Origin of the sequence: Streptomyces ureilyticus, assembly GCF_011045025.1 — a bacterium.
GTDB classification, from domain to species: domain Bacteria; phylum Actinomycetota; class Actinomycetes; order Streptomycetales; family Streptomycetaceae; genus Streptomyces; species Streptomyces ureilyticus.
In genome coordinates this window covers 15,812-39,752 of record NZ_JAAKZX010000006.1, presented here as the reverse complement: position 1 = coordinate 39,752, position 23,941 = coordinate 15,812, and the positions used below count along the sequence as shown (strand labels likewise).

The 23,941-nt window shown below is 68.7% G+C and carries 19 protein-coding genes and 1 tRNA gene; 12 read left to right on the top strand and 8 right to left on the bottom strand.

Annotation, left to right across the window (positions count from 1 at the left end):
- The first annotated feature begins 23 nt into the window (after window positions 1–23).
- The gene (locus G6048_RS03080; RefSeq protein ID WP_165337843.1) at window positions 24–1,004 is read left to right on the top strand and encodes a helix-turn-helix transcriptional regulator; all 981 of its coding nucleotides are present in this window, start codon (window positions 24–26) and stop codon (window positions 1,002–1,004) included.
- Window positions 1,005–1,299: 295 nt separating this feature from the next.
- Here the strand turns inward: G6048_RS03080 and G6048_RS03075 are convergent, their stop codons facing one another.
- Complete coding sequence (locus G6048_RS03075; protein WP_165337842.1) at window positions 1,300–2,292, bottom strand: sigma-70 family RNA polymerase sigma factor; 993 nt, start codon at window positions 2,290–2,292, stop codon at window positions 1,300–1,302.
- 169 nt (window positions 2,293–2,461) lie between these two features.
- Between G6048_RS03075 and G6048_RS03070 the strand changes: the two genes are divergently transcribed.
- Window positions 2,462–2,980, top strand: a complete 519-nt coding sequence (locus G6048_RS03070; RefSeq protein ID WP_165337841.1) for a GNAT family N-acetyltransferase — start codon at window positions 2,462–2,464, stop codon at window positions 2,978–2,980.
- Between the two features lie 55 nt (window positions 2,981–3,035).
- On the opposite strand, the gene G6048_RS03065 is transcribed toward G6048_RS03070, so the two are convergent.
- Window positions 3,036–3,842, bottom strand: coding sequence for a dioxygenase family protein (locus G6048_RS03065; protein ID WP_206341098.1), 807 nt, complete (start codon window positions 3,840–3,842; stop codon window positions 3,036–3,038).
- 129 nt (window positions 3,843–3,971) lie between these two features.
- Here G6048_RS03065 and G6048_RS03060 point away from each other — a divergent pair, with 129 nt between their 5' ends.
- Window positions 3,972–4,475 carry a MarR family winged helix-turn-helix transcriptional regulator gene (locus G6048_RS03060; RefSeq protein WP_165337840.1) on the top strand — a complete coding sequence of 168 codons (504 nt, stop codon included), beginning with the start codon at window positions 3,972–3,974 and terminating at the stop codon, window positions 4,473–4,475.
- 138 nt (window positions 4,476–4,613) lie between these two features.
- Here G6048_RS03060 and G6048_RS03055 read toward each other — a convergent pair whose 3' ends face one another.
- Window positions 4,614–6,155 (bottom strand): MFS transporter, encoded by a 1,542-nt coding sequence (locus G6048_RS03055; RefSeq protein WP_165337839.1) that lies wholly within the window; start codon window positions 6,153–6,155, stop codon window positions 4,614–4,616.
- A 159-nt stretch (window positions 6,156–6,314) separates the two neighbouring features.
- A complete protein-coding gene (locus tag G6048_RS03050) occupies window positions 6,315–6,959 on the bottom strand; it encodes a TetR/AcrR family transcriptional regulator (RefSeq protein ID WP_165337838.1) in 645 nt (214 codons plus the stop codon).
- 251 nt (window positions 6,960–7,210) lie between these two features.
- Between G6048_RS03050 and G6048_RS03045 the strand changes: the two genes are divergently transcribed.
- The 6 genes from G6048_RS03045 (at window position 7,211) to G6048_RS03020 (ending at window position 16,160) form a co-directional block, all read left to right on the top strand.
- Window positions 7,211–8,491, top strand: a complete 1,281-nt coding sequence (locus tag G6048_RS03045) for a M6 family metalloprotease domain-containing protein (protein ID WP_165337837.1) — start codon at window positions 7,211–7,213, stop codon at window positions 8,489–8,491.
- A gap of 111 nt (window positions 8,492–8,602) precedes the next feature.
- The gene (locus G6048_RS03040; RefSeq protein ID WP_235989439.1) at window positions 8,603–10,288 is read left to right on the top strand and encodes an IclR family transcriptional regulator domain-containing protein; all 1,686 of its coding nucleotides are present in this window, start codon (window positions 8,603–8,605) and stop codon (window positions 10,286–10,288) included.
- An 85-nt stretch (window positions 10,289–10,373) separates the two neighbouring features.
- Window positions 10,374–10,808, top strand: a complete 435-nt coding sequence (locus G6048_RS03035; protein ID WP_328825658.1) for a TIGR02611 family protein — start codon at window positions 10,374–10,376, stop codon at window positions 10,806–10,808.
- Window positions 10,809–10,932: 124 nt separating this feature from the next.
- Window positions 10,933–11,589: a TetR/AcrR family transcriptional regulator gene (locus G6048_RS03030; protein ID WP_235989438.1), complete on the top strand. Its 657-nt coding sequence runs from the start codon at window positions 10,933–10,935 to the stop codon at window positions 11,587–11,589.
- A gap of 66 nt (window positions 11,590–11,655) precedes the next feature.
- Complete coding sequence (locus tag G6048_RS03025) at window positions 11,656–12,696, top strand: LacI family DNA-binding transcriptional regulator (RefSeq protein WP_165337836.1); 1,041 nt, start codon at window positions 11,656–11,658, stop codon at window positions 12,694–12,696.
- 188 nt (window positions 12,697–12,884) lie between these two features.
- A complete protein-coding gene (locus G6048_RS03020; protein ID WP_165337835.1) occupies window positions 12,885–16,160 on the top strand; it encodes an alpha-L-rhamnosidase in 3,276 nt (1,091 codons plus the stop codon).
- A 135-nt stretch (window positions 16,161–16,295) separates the two neighbouring features.
- On the opposite strand, the gene G6048_RS03015 is transcribed toward G6048_RS03020, so the two are convergent.
- The gene (locus G6048_RS03015) at window positions 16,296–18,302 is read right to left on the bottom strand and encodes an RICIN domain-containing protein (protein ID WP_165337834.1); all 2,007 of its coding nucleotides are present in this window, start codon (window positions 18,300–18,302) and stop codon (window positions 16,296–16,298) included.
- 631 nt (window positions 18,303–18,933) lie between these two features.
- On the opposite strand from G6048_RS03015, the gene G6048_RS03010 reads away from it, so the two are divergent.
- Both G6048_RS03010 and G6048_RS03005 read left to right on the top strand, forming a co-directional pair.
- Window positions 18,934–20,367: a glycoside hydrolase family 43 protein gene (locus G6048_RS03010; protein ID WP_165337833.1), complete on the top strand. Its 1,434-nt coding sequence runs from the start codon at window positions 18,934–18,936 to the stop codon at window positions 20,365–20,367.
- A gap of 202 nt (window positions 20,368–20,569) precedes the next feature.
- A tRNA-Arg gene (locus G6048_RS03005) sits at window positions 20,570–20,642 on the top strand.
- 149 nt (window positions 20,643–20,791) lie between these two features.
- Here the strand turns inward: G6048_RS03005 and G6048_RS50825 are convergent.
- Together G6048_RS50825 and G6048_RS03000 are read right to left on the bottom strand one after the other, a co-directional pair.
- Window positions 20,792–20,914 carry a hypothetical protein gene (locus tag G6048_RS50825; protein ID WP_268978546.1) on the bottom strand — a complete coding sequence of 41 codons (123 nt, stop codon included), beginning with the start codon at window positions 20,912–20,914 and terminating at the stop codon, window positions 20,792–20,794.
- Between the two features lie 18 nt (window positions 20,915–20,932).
- A complete protein-coding gene (locus G6048_RS03000; RefSeq protein ID WP_165337832.1) occupies window positions 20,933–21,367 on the bottom strand; it encodes a tyrosine-type recombinase/integrase in 435 nt (144 codons plus the stop codon).
- 709 nt (window positions 21,368–22,076) lie between these two features.
- Here G6048_RS03000 and G6048_RS02995 point away from each other — a divergent pair.
- Window positions 22,077–22,910, top strand: a complete 834-nt coding sequence (locus G6048_RS02995) for a PIG-L family deacetylase (protein WP_165337831.1) — start codon at window positions 22,077–22,079, stop codon at window positions 22,908–22,910.
- A 664-nt stretch (window positions 22,911–23,574) separates the two neighbouring features.
- Here G6048_RS02995 and G6048_RS02990 read toward each other — a convergent pair.
- Entirely contained in the window at window positions 23,575–23,874 is a 300-nt protein-coding gene (locus G6048_RS02990; RefSeq protein WP_165337830.1) for a hypothetical protein, read from the bottom strand.
- Window positions 23,875–23,941 lie beyond the last annotated feature (67 nt).

Sequence of the window (23,941 nt, the reverse complement as noted above, 5' to 3'; positions counted from 1 at the left end):
GACCGCTGAGAGGGAGACAACTCATGACCACCGACACACCGGCCCGGCTCCTCACGCTCCTCTCCCTGCTCCAGACCCCGCGCGAGTGGCCCGGCGGCGAGCTCGCCGACCGGCTCGGGGTGTCACGGCGGACCGTACGGCGGGATGTGGACCGGCTGCGGGAGCTGGGGTATCCCGTGCAGGCGACGATGGGCGCGGACGGCGGATACCGGCTGGTCGCCGGGAAGGCCATGCCGCCGCTCGTGCTCGACGACGAGGAGGCGGTGGCGATCGCGGTCGGGCTGCGGGCCGGGGCCGGGCACGCCCTCGAGGGCGTCGACGAGGCATCCGTACGGGCGCTCGCCAAGCTGGAGCAGGTCCTGCCGGGCCGGCTGCGCCACCGCGTTTCCACACTTCAGGCCGCCACGACTCCTCTGACCAGCGGGGACGGGGCGAGCATCGCGCCCGAGACGCTCACCGTGATGGCCTCGACGGTCGCGGGTCATGAACGGCTGCGGTTCGCCTACCGCTCGGGGGACGGCACACCCTCGAAGCGCCTGACCGAGCCGTACCGTCTGGTGTCGACCGGCCGCCGCTGGTACCTCGTCGCATACGACCTCGACCGCGAGGACTGGCGTACGTTCCGCGTCGACCGGGTCTCCGACCCCTTCGCGACGGGCGCCCGGTTCGCGCCGCGCGAGCTGCCGACGGGGGATGCGGCCGAGTATCTGCGGCAGTCGATGTACGGGCGGCAGCAGACGTACGAGCTGGACGTGACGTTCGCGGCGCCCGCGGACTTCATCGCGGCCCGCCTTCCCAAGTGGCTCGGTGCACCTGAGCCGCTGGACGACCAGAGCTGCCGGCTCCGGGCCGCCGTGGGCGACTCGGTGGAGTGGATGGCGGTGCGGCTGGCGATGGTGGACTGCGAGTTCACGGTTCATGAACCGGCGGAACTTGTGCAGTGTGTACGGGACTTGGGGGGTCGCCTCAGCCGGGCGGCAGACGAAGGGCCACCCCGGACCTGAACCCCGGGGTGACCCTGTGGACACATTGTGTCACGAGGGGAGGTCCCGCGGCCCCTACCGGAGGAGGGGGACTGGTGACGTTCGGTGCAGGGGTCGCGCCCCGAAAAGATGGAGCCGAGCCCCGGCGCCAGGGGGAGAGGCGCCGGAGGCTCGGCTCTGGGGAAGTCCCGGCGCCGGGGGGGGATAGCGTCGGGACTTGGTCCTGGGAGCCCTGGGGGCTGGTGCCCGGGCTCGGGCGGTTGATGCGGATCTGAAGCGTGTGGTGTGCGACTCATCGCGAGGCGGTGGCCGGGCGTTACGCCGCCGCGTCGAAGCCGGTCTGGCGGGCCAGCTTCTTCAGCTCCAGCAGTGCGTGCTTCTCTATCTGGCGGATGCGCTCGCGGGTGAGGCCGTGCTCCTTGCCGACCTCGGTGAGCGTGCGCTCGCGGCCGTCCTCGATGCCGTACCGCATCTTGATGATCGAGGCCGTGCGCTGGTCTAGCCGCCCGATCAGGTCGTCCAGCTCCTCGCTGCGCAGCAGCGTGAGTACGGACTGCTCGGGCGAGACCGCCGAGGTGTCCTCGAGCAGGTCGCCGAACTGCGTCTCGCCCTCGTCGTCCACCGACATGTTCAGCGAGACCGGGTCGCGGGCCCAGTCCAGCACGTCGATGACGCGCTCCGGGTTCGAACCCAGCTCCGCGGCGATCTCCGCGGGCTCCGGCTCGCGCCCGTGCTCGCGGTTGAACTCGCGCTGCACTCGGCGGATCCGGCCCAGCTCCTCCACCAGGTGGACGGGGAGCCGGATGGTCCGCGACTGGTCGGCGATCGAGCGCGTGATGGCCTGACGGATCCACCAGGTCGCGTACGTCGAGAACTTGAAGCCCTTGCGGTAGTCGAACTTCTCGACCGCGCGCACCAGGCCCGCGTTCCCCTCCTGGATGAGGTCGAGGAGCGGAAGGCCACTACGGGGGTAGCGGCGGGCGACCGCGACGACCAGGCGCAGGTTGGAGCGGATGAAGATGTCCTTGGCCCGCTCACTGTCGGCCACCAGCGCCTCCAGCTCCTCACGGGAGGCGTCGGCCTTGGCGTCGGTCACCTCACCGTCGAGGATCTGCTGGGCGAACACACCCGCCTCGATGATCTGGGACAGCTCGACTTCCTTGGCGGCGTCGAGCAGCGGTGTACGCGCTATCTCGTCGAGGTACATGCCGACCAGGTCCCGGTCGGCGATCTCGCCCGCGCGAACGCTGCGTACCGCGTCGGTCTCGCCAGTGGCGGACTTGTGACGGGCGACGGCACGGGTTGCCATGCGTGCTCCCTTGCGTGGTGGGCTTGCGGGTCATCTGTGGGGGTTCGGCCACCCTTCCGGGTGCCCGGCATCCAATGGAATCAACGACTGGAATCCGGACAGAATTCCCAACCCGCCCCTCAATTTTTCTGATCTTGCAGTACCCTGTGCCGCCACAAAGGGAGGCCAGATGTCGTCGGAACGTACAGAGGTGCTGGTCAGGCCAGGAGTCGAGGGTGACCTCGTCGCTCTCACCGACCTCTACAACCACTACGTACGCGAGACGCCCATCACTTTCGATACCGCGGTCTTCACTGCGGAAGAACGCCGCCCTTGGCTGCTCTCCCACCCTGAAGACGGTCCGCACCGCCTGAAGGTTGCCGCGGACGTGGACTCACAGGAGATTCTGGGTTACGCCACATCCAGCCTTTACCGAGCCAAGCCCGCCTACGGCACCTCCGTCGAGGTCACCGTCTACCTCGCCCCGGATGCGGGCGGCCGGGGCATCGGCACGCTGCTCTACAAGTCCCTGTTCGAGGATCTGGCTCGCGAGGACCTGCATCGGGCGTACGCGGGGATCGCCCTGCCGAACGAGGCCTCCGTACGACTCCACGAGCGCTTCGGTTTCCGCTACGTCGGCACGTACCGCGAGGTCGGGCGGAAGTTCGGACAGTACTGGGACGTGGCCTGGTACGAGAAGAAACTCTAGTGGCGCTCGCCGCCCCGGGAACAGCCTTTCGGGGTCCTTACCCGAACAGGGGTCCTCAGCCGAACTGCACCGACCGCTTCGCCATGCCCATCCAGAAGCCCTCGATGACGGACCTCTGGCCCTTCAGTTCGCCCACCGCGTCCGCCGTGCCCATGGTCACGAAGAGCGGGGCGAAGTGTTCGGTGCGGGGGTGGGCGAGGCGGCCGGCCGGGGACTTGCGCTCGAAGTCGAGCAGTCCGTCGATGTCACCGGCGTCCAGGGCGTCGCGTCCCCAGTCGTCGAACTCGCTCGACCAGGAGGGCACGCCGCCGCCCGTGTGCCGCAGCGCCGCGAGGTTGTGCGTGAAGAAGCCGGAGCCGACGATCAGGACGCCCTCGTCGCGCAGCGGTGCCAGCTTGCGGCCGATGTCCATCAGACGGACCGGGTCGAGCGTGGGCATCGAGATCTGCAGTACGGGGATGTCGGCGGCCGGGAACATCTCGACGAGCGGGACGTACGCCCCGTGGTCGAGGCCGCGGTCGGGGATGTCCTGCACCGGGATGCCGGGGGCGCGCAGCAACTTGCGTACGGACTCGGCGAGTTCGGGGGCGCCGGGAGCCTCGTAACGGACCCGGTAGTAGTGCTCGGGGAAGCCCCAGAAGTCGTAGACGAGCGGGACGGTCTCGACCGCGCCGAGGGCCAGCGGGGCCTCCTCCCAGTGGGCGGAGACCATGAGGATCGCCTTGGGGCGCGGCAGGCCGGCCGACCAGGCGGCCAGTTCGCCGGGCCAGATGGGGTCGTCGGCCAGCGGCGGGGCTCCGTGCGAGAGGTAGAGCGCGGGCATGCGCTCGGGAACGGTGCGCTCCTCGGTGGCGGCGGACATGACGGCGGCTCCCCTCCGGGACCTCGTGGCTTCAGCACTTGACCTTGTACTTGAATCCTCAACTTATCTGAAAAGGACAATACCTCTCTTTCGTTTAAAATTCAAGGAGGGGTCGTCTACAGTAGATACATGGATACGGCACACGTTGAAGAGCCGCGCTGGCTCAGCGATGAGGAACAGCGCGTCTGGCGTGCGTATGTGCACGCCACCGCCCTCCTTGAGGACCATCTCGACCGTCAGCTGCAGCGCGACGCGGGTATGCCGCACATCTATTACGTCCTGCTCGCATGCCTCAGTGAGGCACCGCACAGGCGGCTGCGGATGACCGAACTCGCGATGACGATGAAGATCACGCGGTCCCGGCTCTCACACGCCGTCGCCAGGCTGGAGAAGAACGGCTGGGTCCGGCGCGAGGACTGCCCCTCGGACAAGCGCGGACAGTTCGCGATCCTGACGGACCAGGGCATGTCGGTTCTGAAGCAGGCCGCGCCCGGTCACGTCAACGCCGTACGCCAGGCCGTCTTCAACCGGCTCTCCCCGGACCAGCAGAAGGCCCTCGGCGAGGCCTTGCAGATCATCGCCGAAGGCCTCGAGCCCAAGGACGCGAGCGCGGATCTGCCCTGGCTGCGCTGAGCGCACGCCCGCTCCGGGCATGGATCTGCCCCGGCTCCACCGCTCATGGAGCCGGGGCAGATCCCGGATTCGTACGTACGAAGTCGTCCCCACCACTGCGTACGTACGAGGGTCAGTGGGAGACCCCGTGCCGTCCCGTCAGTGTGCGATCACCGGGACGCGCAGCTCGTCCTCGGCCTCGTCACCCGTTCCGGTGGTCGTCTCCGACATGTCGGGGCGGCCGGCGTTGACGAGGGTGCCGACGATGACCGCGGCGAGCACCAGCATCCCGACGGCGAACCAGATCGCGTTGGTGTAGCCGTGCACCTGGCCCTGAAGCTGGACCAGCTGCTGCTGGGAGCGGGAGGTCGCGGAGCCGATGTTGTCCGCGATGTAGGAGGTCGTGGCCGACGCGGCGATCGTGTTCAGCAGGGCCGTGCCGATCGCACCGCCCACCTGCTGCGAGGTGTTGACCATCGCGGAGGCGACACCGGAGTCCCGGGGCTCGACGCCCAGGGTGGCCAGGGACATGGCCGGCATGAACGCCGTACCCATACCGAGACCGAGCAGCAGCATCGCCGGCAGGATGATCGAGGCGTACGACGAGCCGATCTCCAGCTGCGTCATCAGGAGCATGCCGACCGCGGCGACCAGGAAGCCGGGGCCCATCAGCAGCCGCGCGGGAACGCGGGTCATCAGACGCGTGCCGATCTGGGTCGAGCCGACCATCATGCCGACGATCATCGGCATGAAGGCGAAGCCGGTGCTGATCGGCGAGTAGCCCTTCACGATCTGCAGGTAGTAGGTCAGGAACAGGAACGTGCCGAACATCGCGATGATCGCGATACCGAGCGAGAGGTACACCCCGCCGCGGTTGCGGTCGGTGACCACGCGCAGCGGCAGCAGCGGGGCCTTGACCCTGGCCTCGGTGACGACGAACGCGAGCAGCAGGACCGCGGAGGCGACGAACATGCCGACGGTCACGGAGTCGCCCCAGCCGTCGGACTCGGCGCGGGTGAAGCCGTAGACCAGCGCGACCAGGCCGAGGGTGGACAGCAGGACACCCGGGATGTCGAGCGGGTTGCGGTTGCGGCCGCCCTCCGGCTCACGGATGACGAAGTACGCGCCGAGCGCCGCGATGATCGCGAACGGGATGTTGACGAAGAACGTCCAGCGCCAGTCCATGTACTCGGTCAGGACGCCGCCGAGGATGAAGCCGACGGCGCCGCCGCCACCGGCGATCGCACCGTAGATGCCGAACGCCTTGGCGCGCTCCTTGGCGTCCGTGAACATCACGGCGAGCAGGGAGAGCGCGGCGGGCGCGAGCAGCGCGCCGAACACGCCTTGGAGGGCACGGGCGCCGAACATCATGGCCTCGTTGGTGGCCGCGCCGCCGAGAGCGGAGGCCGCGGCGAAGCCGATGAGGCCGACGACGAAGGCCCGCTTACGGCCCCACAGGTCGGCTATCCGGCCGCCGAAGAGGAGGAGACCGCCGAAGGCGAGGGCGTAGGCCGTGACGACCCACTGCCGGTTGCCGTCCGATATCCCCAGGTCCTGTTGGGCCGAGGGCAGGGCGATATTCACGATGGTCGCGTCGAGTACGACCATGAGCTGGGCCAGCGCGATGAAGACGAGCGCTTTCCAGCGGTTGGGATCGGAAGCCGGCGCCTTGGCGGCGGTGGCCTGGTCTGTTTCAGACATGGGGGTACCCACTTCTGGACTTCGTGACGGAAAAAGTGTCGAAAAAGGACGGCTCCCCGGCGGTGACGTCCCCGTCGACGTCTTTGCCGGTGGCGGCCGGAAGCTTGGTGCTCTAGTGACTGGTTTGGGGCGCCGAACTAATCGGTCGGGACTAATCGGTCAGGCTCGTCGCAGGTCCTCCATGGTCGCGGCCGTGCCCGGCAGTTCGGAGCGGGCCGGCGCCCGCAGACCGTCCAGGAACAGCTGCAGGTGTCGGTGGACGAACCGGTCGTGGCTCAGGCATCCGGTGCCGGCCGGGGGCCTGCTGAGCTGGGCCACGGCGATCATGACGTCGCCGACGCCCACGTCGGGGCGGAGCTGCCCGGCCAGGCGGGCGCGCTCCATCAATCGCTCGGTCAGGTCCTCGATGCGCCGGCGCGCGGCTTCCAGATCCGGGTGGTGCTGGTCAAAGGTGCTGGAGACCATCGGGCAGAGCGCGCTGATCCGCTCGTCGGCGGCGGCGTGCACGAAGCGCGACAGCGCCTCGAACGCGTCGCCGGTCTCGGCGAGCTCGCGCTCGGCCGCCTCCGACGTGCGGTCCATGACCGAGCAGACGACCTCCCGGACCAGTGCGTCGCGGTCCGGGAAGTTGCGGTACACCGTGGCGTTGCCGACGCCGGCCCGGCGGGCGATCTCGTCGAGCGGCACATCGGGGCCGAACTCGACGAACATCTCCCGGGCGGCGGTGACGATCCGCTCCCGGTTGCGCAGGGCATCGGCCCGCGGCCGGGTTGCCTTGCGCTGCTCGGGGGTTGCGGTCCGCACGGCGTACTCCTGAGTGCTGATGGCTGGCGATCCGGGGAAGGACTCCCCGCTTCGCTCGGACACAGGTCTAAACGGGGAGACGCTCCCCGGATATTTCCCACCTGAGGAAATTCCCTGTGATCCGGGTCACAGCCCCTCGGGAGACCCACGTTCGGTCTCCTCCAGCGCGCGCCCTCCCAGGAGACGGAACAGGGTGATCGCACAGGGTGCAGCCGGAAACAGCAGGCTGCCTGGAGCGAAAGGCCCCCTGCATGCAGCCCGCCAGCCGCCGGATACGTTCGTGCCGCCGTGCCGCCACCCTCGCCTCGATGACCCTGCTGACGCTGGTGGTCAGCACCTCGGCGGACAGCGGCCGGCTGCCGGCCGGTTCGGCGACGGCGGCGGGACCGGTCGCGACGGCTCGCCCGGCGGCGCTCGGCCCGTGCAGGCTCAGCGGCGCGGTGGACGTACAGCTCTCGGAGGGCATCCCGACCCCGCCCGGCTATGCCCGCTCCACCGGCACCGTCCGGGCCCTGAACCTCATGGTCGACTTCTCCGACGCACCCGGCAGGGGAAGCGCGCTCGACCGCTATCGGGAGTTCTTCCCGCAGACCACCCGCTGGTTCCGCACCAGTTCGTACGGCCGTCTCGACTACCGCCCCGTCGCCCCCGTCCGCGACTGGCTGCGGATGCCCAAGCCCTTCAAGGCGTACGGGATAGAACGCGGCGCCCCCTTCGATCCCGCGTACCGGAAGCTGGTCGAGGACCTCGTCGCCGTGGCCGATCCGATGGTCGACTTCAAGGCGTACGACCTGTTGAACGTCCTGGTCACCCCGAACGCGGGCCCCTCCGCCCTGGACACCGTCCTGTCGGTGACCTTCGCGGGCAACGCGGAGGCGCCGGTCGCCGACGGTGTGCCCGTCGCCAACGCGTCCTTCATCTACAGCCGCCAGGACGACGGCTCCGGCTCGTACGGCAAGACCGGCTATCGCGTACTCCCCCACGAGAACGGCCATGTCTTCGGCCTGCCCGACCTCTACACCCGGGACGGGGGCGGCGCCGTCGGGCACTGGGACATCATGAGCGAGGACTGGGGGGCCGGTAACGATCTGCTGGCCTGGCACAAGTGGAAGCTCGGCTGGCTCGACGACGCCCAGGTCGCCTGCGTGGCCGCGCCCGGCTCCACCGAGCATGTGCTGACCCCGTTGCCCGAACGCGGCGGCGACAAGCTGGTCTTCCTGCCGATCGGCGCGAAGCGGGGGTACGCGGTCGAGCTGCGTACCCCCGGCGGCAACGACGAGGACGTCTGCAAGCCGGGCGTACTCGTCTACAAGGTGGACGCGGACGTCGACACCGGGCACGGCCCCATCCACGTGGTCGACGCCACCAAGGACAGCGGCGGGTGCACTCCCGGTCCGAACGTGCACGCGGAGTTGTCGGACGCGGCGTTCGGTCCGGGGCGGCAGTTCAAGGACGTACGGGAGGGGATCCGGATCCGGGTCGGGGAGGCCGACGGGGACGGGAATCAGCGGGTGTACGTCACGCGGCGGTGAGGTGGGGCGGTTCCGGTTCGGGCTCGGGTGGTTCGTGCGGGGCTCGTGGGTACTGGGCGGTGGTTACCGTGTTCCGGACACCGCCACGGAAAGCCGAGAACCCGAGAACCCATGTCATCGACAGACCTCACGCCGGCGCCCGGCACCCCCGATGCCGGCGCGCCCGTGCCCGCGGAAGCCGTCGCCCCGCTGATGCGCGGGATCGCCGTGCTGCGCCGGCTCACCGAGGCGGGCGGGACGTCGAGTCTCAGCGGACTGGAGCGGTCCACGGGCCTCGCCAGGTCCACCGTCGACCGGATCGTGGCGACGCTGGAGCGCATGGGGTACGTACGTCTCGATCGGCGGGACGCCGTGCTCGCGCCGCGGCTGATGGAGCTGGGCAACGCGTATCTGGCCGCGCTGCGGCTGCCCCGGCTGCTGGACGGGCGGGCCGACGCGCTCGCGGACGAGCTGGACGAGTCGGTGTCGCTGGCGGTCGCCGACCGGGACGGGATCCGGTTCATCCACCAGGCGACCCGGCGGCGGGCGATGTCGCTGAGCTTCCGGATCGGCGATCTGCTGCCGGCCGAACGCACCGCGCCGGGACCGCTGTTCGCCACGGAGTGGAGCGAGCAGGACTGGGCGCGGTGGCGCGAGCGGCGGGCCGCGGATCCCGAGGACCGGGGTTTCCCGGCCTTGCCGCCTGCTGAACGTCCCACCGCGGACGGGGAGTTCGGGGAGCGGGCGCGGGAGGCGGACGAGCGGGGCTGGGCGCTGGACGACCAGTTGATCGAGCCGGGGCTGGTCGCCCTTTCCATGCCCGTACGCGATCACGGCAGTGGCCGTATCGCGTGTGTGGTGAGCGTGGTGAGTCACACCAGCCGGCATACGGCGGACTCGTTGCGGGAGACCTTGCTGCCTCGGTTGCGGGAGACCGTGCGCGCGATGGAAGGGGATCTGCGCGCCGGTCCGCGGGTGGCCACGGCCGTTCCTCCGGCCGCTCCGTCGGGGCTCGCCGTCTGGACGGGGGCGTCGAAGCAGGAGCTGGGCCGGGAGTTCGTCGAGTCGCTGGCGCGGGGGCTGACGGTGCTGACGTCGTTCGGTGAGGGGCGGGCCGAGCTGACGCTCACGGAGGTCGCGCGGGCCACGGGGCTCGCGCGGGCGACGGCTCGCCGGGCGCTGATCACGCTGGAGCACCTGGGGTACGTCACCGCGCACGGGCGGACCTTCGCGCTGACGCCCCGCGTCCTGGGCCTCGGCTTTCCGCCGCTGTCCCGCACCACGCTCCCCCAGATCGCGGCACCGTACCTGGCCGAACTCGCGGGCCGGCTGCACGACTCGGCGTCACTGGCGGTCCTGGCGGGCGACGAGATCCAGTACACGGCGCGCGTCGCCACCAGCCGCATCATGAGCGTCAACATCACGGTCGGCACCCGTCTGCCCGCGTACGCGACCTCACTGGGCCGCGTCATGCTCGCGGACCTGTCCCCCGCCGAACGCCCCAGCCCCGCCGTGCCGCAGCTGACCCCGCGCACGATCACGGACCCTTCCTCGCTGACGGCCGTCCTGGACCACGTACGACAGGACGGCTACGCGCTGGTCGACGAGGAACTGGAGGAGGGCCTGCGCTCCATCGCCGTCCCGGTCCGCGACCGCACGGGCACGGTGGTGGCCGCGGTGAACGTCGCCATGCACAGCTCGCGACGCACTCCGGAGCAGTGCGTCGCGGAGGTGCTGCCTCAGCTGCGTACGACGGTGGACGCGATCGAGGCGGACCTGCGGGTGGCGGGGCGGTTCACCCGCGTACCGGCGTCCTGAGCCGGACGACGCCATAGGTCGCACCATGAAATGACAGCTGCGGCGTCCATCAAGGAGCTGATCCACGCGCAAGGGGCTGATCCACGTGCCGAACGCAGACAGGGCCGGCGGTGAAGTGGGAGAAGTGACGGACGAGAAGCCGCTGGGATCCAGGGCGCCGGAGTTCATCAGGCGCTCGCGGCCGCTGCACCTCGGCTGGCGGGCCGGTGTCCTGCTGATCGGCCTCGCCGTCATCGTCGTGGGTGTGATCCTGCTGCCGCTGCCCGGGCCCGGCTGGCTGGCTGGCTGGCTGGCGATCTTCGCCGGAATGGCGCTGTGGGCCACCGAGTTCGCCTGGGCGCAGCGGATCCTCCGCTGGACCAAGCGCAAGGTCACCGAAGCCGCCCACCGCGCCCTGGACCCGCGCGTCCGCCGCCGGAACCTCGCCCTGACCGCGGTAGGAGTCGCGATCTGCGCGGCGCTCGTTTCGGTGTACGTGGGGAAGTACGGCTTCGTCATGCCGTGGGGCATCAACCGCTGAGCTTCGCGCCCGCCCGGACCGGGCTGGCGCGCGGGAGTCACTTACTGTCATTGTGACGCTGATGTGCTGACGTGAGCAGGGACAGAGCATGCTGACGTGAGCAGGAACAGAGCAAGGAGCGAACATGGCCGGCGTGGCATCGACCAAGCGCGGCGGGATGAGTGACCAACGGCGCCACCGCCTGCGGCTGGAGATCTCGCGGGAAGCGGCCCGCCTGTTCTGGGAGCAGGGCGTGGACGCGACCAGCGGCGACCAGATCGCCGAGGCCGTGGGCCTGTCGACGCGCACCATCTGGCGCCACTTCCGCAGCAAGGAGAGCTGTGCCGAGCCCATCGTGACGCAAGGCGTGGAATGGGAGATGTCCATGCTGCGCAGCTGGCCTCCGGAACGTTCCCTCGAAGAGCATGTCTCCGTGGAGTCGATCCGATACGGCCGTGAAGCCGACGAGGCCAGGCGGGCCGACGACACGCTCGCGATGAAAATGATCCTGCTGGCCGACAGGGAACCGGCCATTCGCACCGCCTGGCTGATGGCCTGCGACCAGGTGGAGCGTGAGATGACCGAGATCATCGCGGTACGACTCCAGCTCCCGGCCGACGACCTCCAGGTGCGCCTGCACGGCGCGGCGGCCTCGGCCGCTCTACGGGTCATCAACGAGCACATCGGCGCCGCCCTCCTCGGCGGCACCGACCCCCGGGAGTTCGCCGACGCTCCGGAACGCATCGCGCATGCCATTCGCACCGCCACGGGTGGGGCGGTGGGGGACCCGGTCGCTCCGTAAAACGGCATCCAGGGTTCGTATAACGTTCCACGAGGGGGTGCGGCGCATGACAACGGAGGGGACCCCATGCAACCGGCAGGCGGCTCGAAGAGGGTCACCATCACCGACGTCGCGCGCAGTGCGGGTGTGTCCACCTCCGCGGTGTCGAAGGTGCTGCGCAACGCGTATGGAGTGAGCCCCGCGATGCGGGAGCGGGTGCAGTCGGCCATGACCGAGCTGGGCTACCGACCGCACGCCGCCGCCCGCGGCATGCGGGGCCGCACCTACACGATCGGCGTTCTGCTCGCGAGCATCCGCAACGCCTTCTACGCCGACCTCCTGGAAGGGGTGGACGCGCGGCTGCGTGACACCGAGTACGCGCTGTTCATCGGCTCCAGCGGCTCCTCCGAGATGGAGGATCAGACCAAGCTGATCCACGCCATGGTGGACCGGCAGATGGACGGCCTGATCCTGATCGCGCCCGCCGTTCCCCGCTCGGAGGTGGTGCGCATCGCCGCCGGGGTGCCGACGGTGGTGATCGGCCACCATGACCCCTCGCCGGCGTACGACTGCGTGGTCAACCAGGACGGGGCGGGCGTCGACCTGGTCATCGACCATCTGGTCGGCCTCGGGCACCGGGACATCGCCCATCTGTCGCATCCGACGGTGCGCGGCAGCCAGTGGAAGCAGCGGCCCGAGCACCACGTCCGGGCCGCCTACCGCGAGGCGATGGCCCGGCACGGTCTGGCGGACCTGGCCCGGGTGGTGCACTCCGGGTACTCAGACGAGGGCGGCTACCGCGGTGCCATGGAACTGCTCACCTCCGCGCACCCGCCCACCGCGATCTTCGCCGGCGCGGACGTCGCCGCGACCGGTGTCTTCCGGGCCGCCGCCGAGCTCGGCCTGCGCATCCCCGGCGATCTCTCGCTCGCCGGATACAACAACACCTCCGTCGCCGCCCTCGCCCCCGTGAGCCTGACCAGCGTCGACCAGGCGGGCGCCATGATGGGCGAGACCGCGGCCCGGCTGCTGCTGGAACGCCTCGAGAAGCGGCGCGACCGCGCGGTCGTCATGGCGTCGACACCACACCTGGTGACGCGCGACAGCACGGCACCGCCCGGCGCCTGATCAACAGGCGCTGCCCCATCCGCCCGCCGGGAATTTCCTGTCGCCCCTCTTGACGCACTGGACACCTCCACCCCAGGGTTGGGTCGTTTCGACGTAGAACGTTGCACACAACACCGGGCACCCTTACGCCTTGCGGCGACGCCGACCGCGAACACCCGCGGACTGAAACGATTCAAAACGGAGATGGCATGCTTCGTAAACGCTCACTTTTCCGCGTACTCCTGAGAGGCCTGGTCGTATTCGCCGTGGTCGGAGGCCTGGCGGTCCTTCCGGCGGCCGCCTCCCCCGCGGCATCGGCCTCGGACGCGCCATTCACCGTGAAGGCTCTGACCACCAACGGCCGGGTGAACCCGCTGGGCATCGGTGGTGAGGACCCGGTCTTCGGCTGGCAGTCGGCGTCGACCAGACGGGCGACCTCGCAGAAGGCTTACGAGATCCAGGTCGGGCGCACGCCAGGGGCTGCCGATGTGTGGTCGTCCGGCAAGGTGGCGTCCGGCCGTCAGGTCGGCGTGCGGTACGGCGGTCCTGACCTGGAGGCGGGCACCCGCTACTCCTGGCGCGTGCGGGCCTGGGACGACAAGGGAGTCGCGAGCCCATGGAGCGCGGCCGCGCACTTCGAGACGGGCCTGCTGGATGCCGGCGACTGGGACGGCGCCCAGTGGATCACCCGCCCGGCGGCTCCGAGCGAGTTGGACAAGTGGACCGACTACACCGCCACGGTCGAGTTCGAGCTCGACAGCTCTGCCTTCGGCATGTTCCTGCGCTCCCCGGATGTGAGCAACGGGTACATGTGGCAGTTCAGCGTCACGAGCTCCACCCCGATGCTGCGACTCCACAAGCAGGTCAAAGGCACGTACTCCGTGGTGGAGCAGGTGGATCTCGCGCCCCACGGCTTCACCAACGCCGGTCTCCTCGCCGGCCGGCACACCGTCCGCTACGACGTGGCGGGCACCACCATCAAGACCACCCTTGACGGCAAGCTGGTCAACACCTTCACGGACTCCACGTTCGCCAAGGGCTACATCGGCTTCCGCACCCACGCGTGCTGCGACGAACGGGGAACCATCCACGAAGCCGTCGTGACCAGCGCCGACGGCGACACCCTGCTCGACACCGACTTCGCGTCGGGCCGGAACCCGTTCACCGGCGGCGACATAGCCGACTCCGCCCTGGTCGTGTCCGGCACCGCCGACGCCCTGTACCAACCCACGGCCCGGCCGCAGCCGCTGCTGCGCAAGGACTTCGCGACCAAGACCGGCAAGAGGGTCGCCTCCGCGCGCGTGTACGCGTCCGCCCTCGGCCTCTACGAGCTGGAGCTCAACGGCAAGCCGGTCGGCGACCAGGTGCTCGCCCCCGGCTGGACGAACTATCACAAGCGCGTCCAGTCCCAGACGTACGACGTGACGAAGCAGCTCGCCGGCGGCGACAACGTGATCGGCGCGTCCCTGGCCGACGGCTGGTGGGCCGGCAAGGTCGGGCTCGGCTGGAGCCGCCAGTACGGGGACACCCCCGCTCTCGTGGCGAAGACGCGCATCACCTACACCGACGGGACGGTCCAGTGGATCGCCACGGACGGTTCGTGGAAGGCGGCGGACGGGCCGTACGTGAAGGCCGATCTGCAGGACGGCGAGACGTACGACGCCCGTCTGAAGCCGTCGGGCTGGAGCCGGCCGGGATTCGACGACGCCGAGTGGGAGCCCGCCGCGAGCCTTGAGTCCCGTACTGCCCTGCTGGTCCCGCAGAGCGACGAGCCGGTGCGCCGGACCCAGGTGCTCAAGGCCCGGAAGATGACCGAGCCCACCCCCGGAACGTACGTCTACGACCTCGGCCAGAACATGGTCGGCGTGTCACGGCTGACCCTCACCGGCTCCGCCGGCCAGATCGTCAAGATCCGTTACGCGGAGGTCCTCAACAAGAACGGCACCCTCTACACCGACAACTTCCGCAGCGCCAAGGTCACCGACCGCTACACCTTCGCCAAGAACGGAACGGTGACCTACGAACCCACCTTCACCCAGCACGGATTCCGCTACATCGAGATCACCGGGGTCAACGAGCCGCCCGCGCTCTCCGACGTCAAGGGCGTCGTCTGGGGATCCGACCTCCCGTCCACCGGCACGCTGAAGACCTCGGACAGCATGCTCAACCAACTGGTGAGCAACATCTCCTGGAGCCAGCGCGCCAACTTCCTCTCCATCCCCACCGACACGCCCGCCCGCGACGAACGCCTCGGCTGGACAGGAGACATCAGCCTGTTCGCGCCGACGGCCAACTACCTCGTCGACACCCGCGCGTTCCTGTCCCACTGGATGGCGGACGTGCGCAACTCCCAGTACGCGAACGGTGATCTGCCGGCGGTCGTACCGACCCCTCAGGGCCAGTTCGGCGACAGCGGTGTCGGCTGGTCGGACGTGATGATCACCGTGCCGTACCACGTGTGGCGCTCCTACGACGACACCAGCATCCTGCGCGCGAACTACCCCGCCATGCGGAAGTTCTTCCAGTTCGTGCGCGACAGCGCCGGAGCGGATCTGCTCGAGCCCGGCCGCACCACATTCTTCACCGACGACTGGCTGCATCTGGACGACCCGACCGAGCAGGGCATCCTGGGCACGGCCTACTACGCCGAGAACGCCCGCATGATGGCGGAGGTGGCCAAGGCCCTGGGCGATGACGCCGCGGCGTCCGACTACCGCAAGCTCTCCGCCGACATCCGCGACGCCTTCACCAAGGCCTACGTCGCAGCTGACGGCACGGTCAAACGCAACTCGCAGACCGGGTACGCGCTGGCCCTCGGCATGGACCTGATCTCGGATCCGGCACTGGTCGAGAAGGCCGGCGAGAAGTTCGTCGCCAAACTGGCCCTCACCGACTACCACTTGAGGACCGGCTTCATCGGCACACCGCTGCTGCTGCCCGCGTTGAGCAAGATCGGCCGCGACGACCTGGCGTACAAGATGCTGCTGCACAAGGACTATCCGTCCTGGGGCTACGAGGTCGCCAACGGCGCCACCACCATGTGGGAACGCTGGAACTCGATCATGCCCGACGGCAGCTTCGGCCCCGTCGACATGAACTCCTTCAACCACTACGCGTACGGCGCCGTGGGCGACTGGATGTTCCAGAACATCGGCGGCCTCTCGGCGATCGAGCCCGGTTACAGGCGCTCGCGGATCGCGCCGATGCCCGGCGGCAAATTGAGGGAAGGCTCCGGAACACTCAAGACCGTCTACGGCCTTCTGTCGTCCAAGTGGAGCGCCCGCGACGGCGAGTTCGACCTGAAGGTGACGGTGCCGGTCAACACCGTCGCGGAGATCCACGTACCGGCGAAGACGCGTGGGGCGGTCACCGAGGGCGGCCGACCGGTCGACGCGGCGAAGGGCATTCGGTTCCTGCGCATGGAGGACGGGGCCTCCGTGTTCGAGGTCGGGTCGGGCTCGTACAGCTTCGGCGTCCGTGGGTAGGGCACGGGCACGTCGGGGTGACATGAGTAAGTGACAGCGCTCTCCTGCCAGTTCGACTACCGGCTGGCAGGAGAGCGCGTCTTAGGGCGATCTACCCGTCCTTCGATTCCTTCGATGGATGGGTCAATGGATGGGTCAGGTGAGCGTCCACCTCTGGTTGGCCTGGCCGTTGCAGGTCCACAGGATCAGCTTGGTGCCGTTGGCGGTTGCCGCGTTGGAGGCGTCCAGGCACAGGCCGGAGAGGTTGTTGGTGAGGGTGCCGTTGGAGTTGGCGGTCCACTTCTGGTTGGTGCCGCCTGTGCAGTCCCAGATGATGACCTTGGTGCCGTTGGTGGTGCCGTTGTTGTCGGCGTCGAGGCACTTGTTGCCGTAGACGACGAGTTCACCGCGCGAGGTCTGGGTGAAGGTCTCGTTGCGTCCGCCGGAGCAGTCCCAGAGCTGTGCCTGGGTGCCGTTGATGTACGTGTTCTTGTCGACGTCCGCGCAGCGGCCCGAGGCTCCGCCGACGAGCGCTGCCCCGTTGGTGCCGGGGATGCCCTGGACGCGGACAGCGTCGACGTCGGGGGCCGTGCTGCCCGAAACCGCCGCGAACTTCACGGTGTTGGCGCCCTTGGCCAGGTGTGCGAGCACGGAGACGGTGCGGTAGGTGGTGGCCGAGCCGGTCGGCGGGAAGGCTACGCGGTAGCTGTACTGGCCGCTGACCTGGATGGTGGCCTTACGTGCCGTGCTGCCGCCGTTGGCGTAGGTGATGTCCACCAGCTTGGTGCCCGCCGCCCCGGCGGTGACGTTGCCGAACGTCGGGGTGGCGGCCGTGGTGGTGTCCTCGTACGTCGAGCCGGAGGCCTCGGTGCCGGAGACGGTCAGCAGGACCGCGTCGTTGGCTGGGACGGACGTGGTGTAACTCGTGGCGTGCGATCCGGCGTTGGTGCGGGTCCAGGCGTTGCGCACGCTGGCGGAGGCCGGGGTGAGGCCGAGGTCGGCCCAGCGGACGGTGATGTTCGCGGCGGAGCCGGTGCGGTTGAACAGCATCACCGCGCGCTTGCCCGTGCCGGAGAGCACCTTGCCGTACACCTGCAAGTTCCGGGTGTCCTCGGCGACCTTGACGCCTTGCAGACCGCGCGGGTCCTGGTTGACGGCGAGGACTTCGGGGTTGGTGAGGATGTCGCGGGTCTCGGTCGTCATCGTGGCCACGTTGTTGCCGGCCAGTAGCGGGGCGCCGGCGATCGACCACAGGCTCATGTGCAGCCGGTTGCGTGCGGCGGTCATGCCGTTCAGGCCGACCATCAGCATGTCGGGGTCGTTGTAGTAGCCGGTGTGCTGGGCGGCGGGTTGGAGGGCCTCGTCGAAGTTGCGGTACATCTTCGTCAGGCCCGGGGTCTCCTGGTGCAGGAGCACGTCGTGGCTGGTGCGCCACAGGTCGCCGTGGCCGGTGGCCCAGTTCCAGGGCAGTCCGGTGCCCCACTCGCAGAACGACAGCACCAGCTTGCGGCCGGTCTCGGCCGACGCGGCCTCATTGGCGGCGGCGATCTGCTTGTACGTCGCCTCCTGGTTCAGGCCCTCCTCACGGCCGCCGCACCAGTCGATCTTGACGTAGTCGAAGCCCCAGCGCTGGAAGGTCTCCAGGTCCTGCTGGTAGTGGCCCTCCATACCGGTGTTGGGCGCGGCCGGGCGGGTGGTGGGGAAGTAGTAGCCGCAGCCCTGCTTGCCCGCGTCGGTGTAGATGCCGGCCTTCAGGCCCTTGCTGTGGATGTAGTCGGCGATCGCCTTCATGCCGCCGGGCCACAGGTCCTCGTCCACGACGATGTTCCCGTTCGCGTCGCGCTGGCCCTGCCACCAGCCGTCGTCGAGGTTGACGTACTTGTAGCCCGCGTCGGCCATCCCGGAGGAGACCAGGGCATCGGCCTGCTGCTTGATGACGTTGTGGTCGATGCTGCTGAAGAAGCTGTTCCAGGACGCCCAGCCCATCGGCGGCGGAGTGACGCCGATCTGACTGGTGCTCACGGCGGCCGGTTCGGCGGACAGCGCCGCCGACGCCGGCGGCTCCTGCCGGTCGAGGGTCGCCAGGCCCACGGCGAGGAGTACGACGGCGAGAAGTCGGGCGGTGATACGTCTGGTCCAACTTCTGGCAACGGTGCGGGACATGCGGCTCTCCAAGGAGGCGTGGGGGGAAGGAAAACGGGCGGTCGGGGAGAGCGGGAGAGCCAAGGCCCGGCGGGTGACGCCATGGACAGCCAGCGTCGGGCGTCCGATATACCGGACCGAGTTCGGGAAGTCGATCAGAAGGTAGAGCCGGGGCAATCGCAGGTCAATGGTTCTGGCGTTCCTCATGGGATTTGCGTTGCTCACGCAATCCAGCCCTTGTCCCACCTCTTGACACCCTTTCGCGGCCACCTATAGCGTCTGGCCGACTTTCCGAACACTGTTCTATATATCGGACATGGGGGTCGCCGGCGCTCTCCCGCTCACCGCTCTTGCCTGCGCGTAAGCGGCCGCCGCGCCGGCCTTCTCGTCCGCAACCTTCTCTACCTCCTCGACCGCACGAAGAGCCGACCACCACCGATCTCCGGGCCAAGACGGGAACGGCCCATATGCCCGTACGTCTGTCATGGGCATGTAGCTGCCTCAGCTGCCTCCGTATGCGTGCAAGCGGCCACGGCGTCGTTCGTGAGCCCGCTCAATCACTCGGGCGCGGCCCCGCACTCGCCTTGCTCGCAGGGTGAATCGACGCGGAGACCCACATCGTGCGGGCACCCGAAGAAAGACAGGAGCCAACATGTCCGCGTTTCTCGCACGGCTGGCGGCGATATGGATCGCCGCCTGCCTGCTGTTCACAGGCCAGGCCCTGACCGCACCCCAACAGGCCGATGCCGCCGACCCCGGCTACCTGATGACGCACTTCGTCGGTGAGGGGGCGACCGGTCAGCAGATCTACTTCTCCCACAGCACGGACGGCCTGCACTGGAACGACCTCAACGGCGGCGGGATGGCGCTGCGTTCCACGGTGGGCACGAAGGGCGTGCGGGACCCCGCACTGGTCCGCTCCCCGGGCGGCGACAAGTACTGGATCATCGCGACCGACCTGTGCATCGGCTGCGGTCAGTCGTGGGACGACTCCATCAACCGCGGCAGCCGCAACCTCGTGGTGTGGGAGTCGACCGACCTGGTCAACTGGTCCGCGCCACGGCTGCTCAACGTCGCCGGCGCCATCCCCGACGGGCGCAACGCCTGGGCGCCGGAAGCGATCTGGAACCCGGCCACCAACGACTACGTCCTGTACTGGGCGACGAACGCGACGCTGAACGGCGTACTGAAGCACCGCATCTACTACGCCCGCACGACGGACTTCCGCTCCATCACCACCCCGCAGGTCTACATCGACCGCCCCGGCACCCAGGGCCTCATCGACACCCAGATCGTGGAGATGCCGGCAGGCATCGGCAGCCACCGCTACGTACGGGCCTCCGGCGACGGCCAGATCACCCTCGAAGGCAGCAACTCGATCCTCGGAACGTGGACCAACCTCGGCAACCTCTCCGGCATCGGCCTGACCGGCTCCCAGGTCGAGGGCCCGATGTGGATGAAGTTCCGGGACCGCAACGAGTGGGCCCTGTACCTCGACCAGTACGCCTCAAGCCGCGGCTACATGCCGGTCACCACGACCAACCCGTCCGCCTCCGGCACCTACCGCCTCCCGGCGTCGGGCAGCTACGACATGGGCGGGACCAAGAAGCGCCACGGCTCAATCCTGAACCTGACGGCCGCCGAGGAAAGCCGCGTACTCGGCCGCTGGCCCAACACGCCGGCCAACCGCCTCCAGTCGTTCAACTACCAAGACCGGTACGTACGACACGCCAACCTCGACGTACGCATCGACCCCAACGTCAGCCCCGCCGACGACGCCAAGTTCCGCCTGAGGCCCGGCCTGACCGGCTCCGGCACCGTCTCCTTCGAGTCGGTCAACTTCCCCGGATACTTCCTGCGCCACAACGGATCCGACTTCCAACTCGTCCACAACGACGGCACCAGCACCTTCGCCCAGGACGCCACCTTCCGCCGGGTCGCCGGCCTAGCCGACTCGGCATGGTCGTCCTTCCAGTCCTACAACCACCCCGACCGCTACATCCGCCACTACGGCTTCCAGCTCCGCCTCGACCCGATCACCACCGCGACGGCCCGCAGCGACGCCACGTTCCGCGTGACAAGCTGACCAGCCCGCCCTCCCCCTGCCCCCTATACGGAGGCCCCTCGCTGACACATCCGCTACGCTGTCCCTGGTCAATCGTTGGTACGTCGCGTTGTCCGCTCTGGCAACGGCACGGAGGGCGTCGCACCACGCTTGACCAGCGGGCTTGTACTCCTCGCCGAAGATCCACAGCCTGGATTTTCAACAAGGTCTCCTACAAGCCCCGGCCTTCGTAGCTCAGGGGATAGAGCACCGCTCTCCTAAAGCGGGTGTCGCAGGTTCGAATCCTGCCGGGGGCACAGGGTCTGACCAGGCAATATGAATCGAACAGCCCCCTCGAAGTGATCTTCGAGGGGGCTGTTTCATGGCTAGTGGGACCAATGTGGGACCGAGGCCAGCGGCAGCGCGTGTGCTGAATGTGTGCTGCTCGCTGCTGCCTGCCATCTGGCTACGCGGCGGACTCCTCGTCCGTGGCTGGGGGCTCGGCGGCCGAGACGACCTGAGGACGTCGCGGCGCCTCGTCCCCGCCCTGGCCGGGCTTCTGCTGCGCCTTGCGCGGGACGATCGCCACGGGCGCGTCTGCGGCCTCCTATTCGAGCTGCGGAAGGACGCTGGTGTACGTATCGGCGGTGAGCCTGTACGAGGAGTGCCCGAGCATGACCTGGATGGTCTTCATGTGGATGCCGGCGGCGAGGGACAGCGTGGCGGCGCAGTGCCGCAGATCGTGCAGGCGGATGGGCGGTAGGCCGAGTTTCTGGACGAGCCGGTTGAAGATCTGGGAGAGGTACTCCGGGTGGTACGGGCGTCCGTCCTTCCAGGTGAAGACGCGGCCGGAGTCGACATATGGGTCGTACTTCTCCGGCTCCTTGTGGTGCTTCTCCTCCCACTCCGCGCGCTCGACCTGCTGGCGCCGCCGCCAGAACTTGAGGAGTTCGTGGGTCTGGCTGTCGAGTCGTACGGTGCGCGCGCCGCTGCTGCTTTTCGGGGTGTCCTCCCAGACGTCGTAGGAGGCCGCGACGAGCACTCCCTGATGTGGACGGTGCCCGCGGCCATGTCGGTCTCGCGCCAGGGCAGGCCGCAGGACTCGCCGCGGCGGGTGCCGCGGAAGACCATGAGGTGGAACATCGGGTAGAGCCGGTGCTCGGCGACACCGTCGAGGAAGGCACCGGTCTGCTCGGCTGTCCAGACCATGACCGGGCCCGCCCTCTCCCCCGTCTCCTGCCAACGGGCGACGCGCTCGTCGGTCCACACGAGCGGCTTGGGCGGGGTGTACTTCGGCAGCACGAGGTACTGGGCCCAGTTCTCGCTGATGAGCTTCTCGGTGTTCTTGGCGTAGTCGAGGGCGGCGCTCAGCTCGTTCTTCAGCTCGATCGTGCAAGCGACACCGCCACCTCCGTCAGGACCGTCCACCCCGTCCCCAGCGCCCACCACACAACCGGCGACCAGCGCGGTGAACGACTCCAGCCGCAGACGCTGACCGGTAAGCGGGCGGAACATAGCCGACGATCGGCGGCCTGTACCTCGTTCGGGTTGAACGCCGACGCCTGGAACAAGCGGCCGCGGCGGGAACAGCCGGTCCGGTCGGCACGGTTGCAGCGATCGAGGGACCGGCGCCGCACGGGCGGGAGACTCGGAGACCACAAGGTCGTCCGCCCCACCAGGATCCGGGCCCCGGGGTGCGGTAGCCCGCTGCGCACTCGGACCAAGACGTATTTCTGCAGGAGGACTGCTTGATGACTGACCGGCCCTTGACGCTCATGGCAGTACACGCCCACCCCGACGACGAGGCCACCGGAACCGGAGGGGTCCTCGCGCGGTACGCGGCGGAGGGCATCCGCACGGTTCTCGTGACGTGTACCGACGGCGGTTGCGGTGACGGACCGGGGGGCGTCAAGCCGGGCGACCCCGGACACGATCCGGCGGCCGTCTCCTTGATGCGCCGTCAAGAACTTGAGGCGAGCTGTGACGTCCTGAAGGTCAGCGATCTGGAGATGCTGGACTATGCCGACTCCGGGATGATGGGCTGGCCGAGCAACGACGTCCCCGGATCCTTCTGGCAGACCCCCGTGGAGGAAGGCGCGGCCCGACTCGCGGAACTCATGCGGCACTACCGACCTGATGTGGTCGTCACCTACGACGAGAACGGCTTCTACGGCCATCCCGATCACATCCAGGCCCACCGCATCACGATGGCGGCGCTGGAGATGACCGCGCTGACGCCGAAGGTGTACTGGACCACGATGCCCCGCTCGGGGATGCAGCGGTTCGGGGAGATCATGCGCGAGTTTCATCCGGACATGCCGGAGCCGGATCCTGCCGAGGCCGCCGCGCTGGCCGAGATCGGCCTCCCCGACGATGAGATCACCACGTGGGTGGACACCATCGCGTTCAGCGGTCAGAAGTTCGACGCGCTGGCCGCGCACGCCAGTCAGGGCGAGAACATCTTCTTCCTCAAGATGGGCAAGGAGAGGTTCGGCGAGTTGATGGGCATGGAGACCTTCGTACGCGTCCAGGACGCCACCGGCGCGGCCGTACCCGAGAACGATCTTTTCGCCGGACTGCGCTGATCCACCCATCCGGAGCGGAGCTCGGGAAAGCTCATCGACCGCACGGCACGATCGAGCGCGTCACACACCCGGAGACTTGTCCACGCGAGTTCCGCTCCGGCAGCCCGCGACCAGGTCGGCAGGCCCTCGCCGGCGGCGTCGAGGCGTGCCCGCACTTCTGACCCGACACCGCGCTCGTGCACAGGTGGGAGACCTGCGGGCTGCTGACTCGGAAGGTGCGCGACAGCCCAGGTCACAAGCCCGGCGGTCTGCTCCGATCAAGACAGACCGCCGAAGAAGCGACACGAAGCTGAGGCTCCGATGTCCGACACGCCGTGAGGCAAGGGACACCCTGGTCGACACCGAGGACGGCAACACCGGCATCCGCGACTGGTGCCGCGCCCACATTCGTCCTGTACGCGCGATCTTCACGGTCGCCTGGACATGCTTCTCGCTCTGGTTCCTGGTGCGCATCCTGATGTCCTGAGAATTTCGAGCGGACGCGCATCTCCAGGCGGTTGATGCCGCACTCGACCGCGTGGGGCTCGCACGGTCAGGGTCTGTCCCCCGCCAGGGGGACAGACCCTGATATGTCAGCGGCGGCTGACGAGGCACATTTCGAGCCGCCCCTGCTCACGCGGCACTTACGGCCCTTTGCGTTCGGGTCTTGGCGAACTGAACTGGTCTACGGCTTCCACATCCAGAGCAGCACCGTCACGCCACTGGAGTGGTCGGTGCACGTGTAGTCCGTCCAGCGTGGGTCGTTCACCAAGTCCTTGCCGGCCTCATGGCAGTTGGCGTAAGTCCAATACCAACTGTGGTATTCCCACTGCCCTTGAGCGGTGAGCGGGGCTGGTGCCTTCTGCGCAACGGTCGCGGAAGCGGTTTCGGGCTTTTCCGCGGCCTGTGCCGCTGGTGCCATGAGTGGACCGACGACCAGGGCGGAGCCCAACGCCGCCGTGGCCAGGGTCTTGCGAAGGTTCATGGTTTTCCCCCTCAAAGGGTGTGCCTGGTGAAAATTCCGGAATACGCCGTCTCCCAGCAACTGCCTG

What these genes read in the sequence shown, in the direction of transcription:
- G6048_RS03080 (WP_165337843.1), top strand. Translation starts at nt 24, where the DNA reads ATGACCACCGACACACCGGCCCGGCTCCTCACGCTCCTCTCCCTGCTC.
- G6048_RS03060 (WP_165337840.1), top strand. Translation starts at nt 3,972, where the DNA reads ATGGATACGGCACACGTTGAAGAGCCGCGCTGGCTCAGCGATGAGGAA.
- G6048_RS03070 (WP_165337841.1), top strand. Translation starts at nt 2,462, where the DNA reads ATGTCGTCGGAACGTACAGAGGTGCTGGTCAGGCCAGGAGTCGAGGGT.
- G6048_RS03045 (WP_165337837.1), top strand. Translation starts at nt 7,211, where the DNA reads ATGCAGCCCGCCAGCCGCCGGATACGTTCGTGCCGCCGTGCCGCCACC.
- G6048_RS03055 (WP_165337839.1), bottom strand. Translation starts at nt 6,155, where the DNA reads ATGTCTGAAACAGACCAGGCCACCGCCGCCAAGGCGCCGGCTTCCGAT.
- G6048_RS03065 (WP_206341098.1), bottom strand. Translation starts at nt 3,842, where the DNA reads ATGTCCGCCGCCACCGAGGAGCGCACCGTTCCCGAGCGCATGCCCGCG.
- G6048_RS03025 (WP_165337836.1), top strand. Translation starts at nt 11,656, where the DNA reads ATGCAACCGGCAGGCGGCTCGAAGAGGGTCACCATCACCGACGTCGCG.
- G6048_RS03010 (WP_165337833.1), top strand. Translation starts at nt 18,934, where the DNA reads ATGTCCGCGTTTCTCGCACGGCTGGCGGCGATATGGATCGCCGCCTGC.
- G6048_RS03030 (WP_235989438.1), top strand. Translation starts at nt 10,933, where the DNA reads ATGGCCGGCGTGGCATCGACCAAGCGCGGCGGGATGAGTGACCAACGG.
- G6048_RS03020 (WP_165337835.1), top strand. Translation starts at nt 12,885, where the DNA reads ATGCTTCGTAAACGCTCACTTTTCCGCGTACTCCTGAGAGGCCTGGTC.
- G6048_RS03075 (WP_165337842.1), bottom strand. Translation starts at nt 2,292, where the DNA reads ATGGCAACCCGTGCCGTCGCCCGTCACAAGTCCGCCACTGGCGAGACC.
- G6048_RS02995 (WP_165337831.1), top strand. Translation starts at nt 22,077, where the DNA reads ATGACTGACCGGCCCTTGACGCTCATGGCAGTACACGCCCACCCCGAC.
- G6048_RS02990 (WP_165337830.1), bottom strand. Translation starts at nt 23,874, where the DNA reads ATGAACCTTCGCAAGACCCTGGCCACGGCGGCGTTGGGCTCCGCCCTG.
- G6048_RS03040 (WP_235989439.1), top strand. Translation starts at nt 8,603, where the DNA reads ATGTCATCGACAGACCTCACGCCGGCGCCCGGCACCCCCGATGCCGGC.
- G6048_RS03015 (WP_165337834.1), bottom strand. Translation starts at nt 18,302, where the DNA reads ATGTCCCGCACCGTTGCCAGAAGTTGGACCAGACGTATCACCGCCCGA.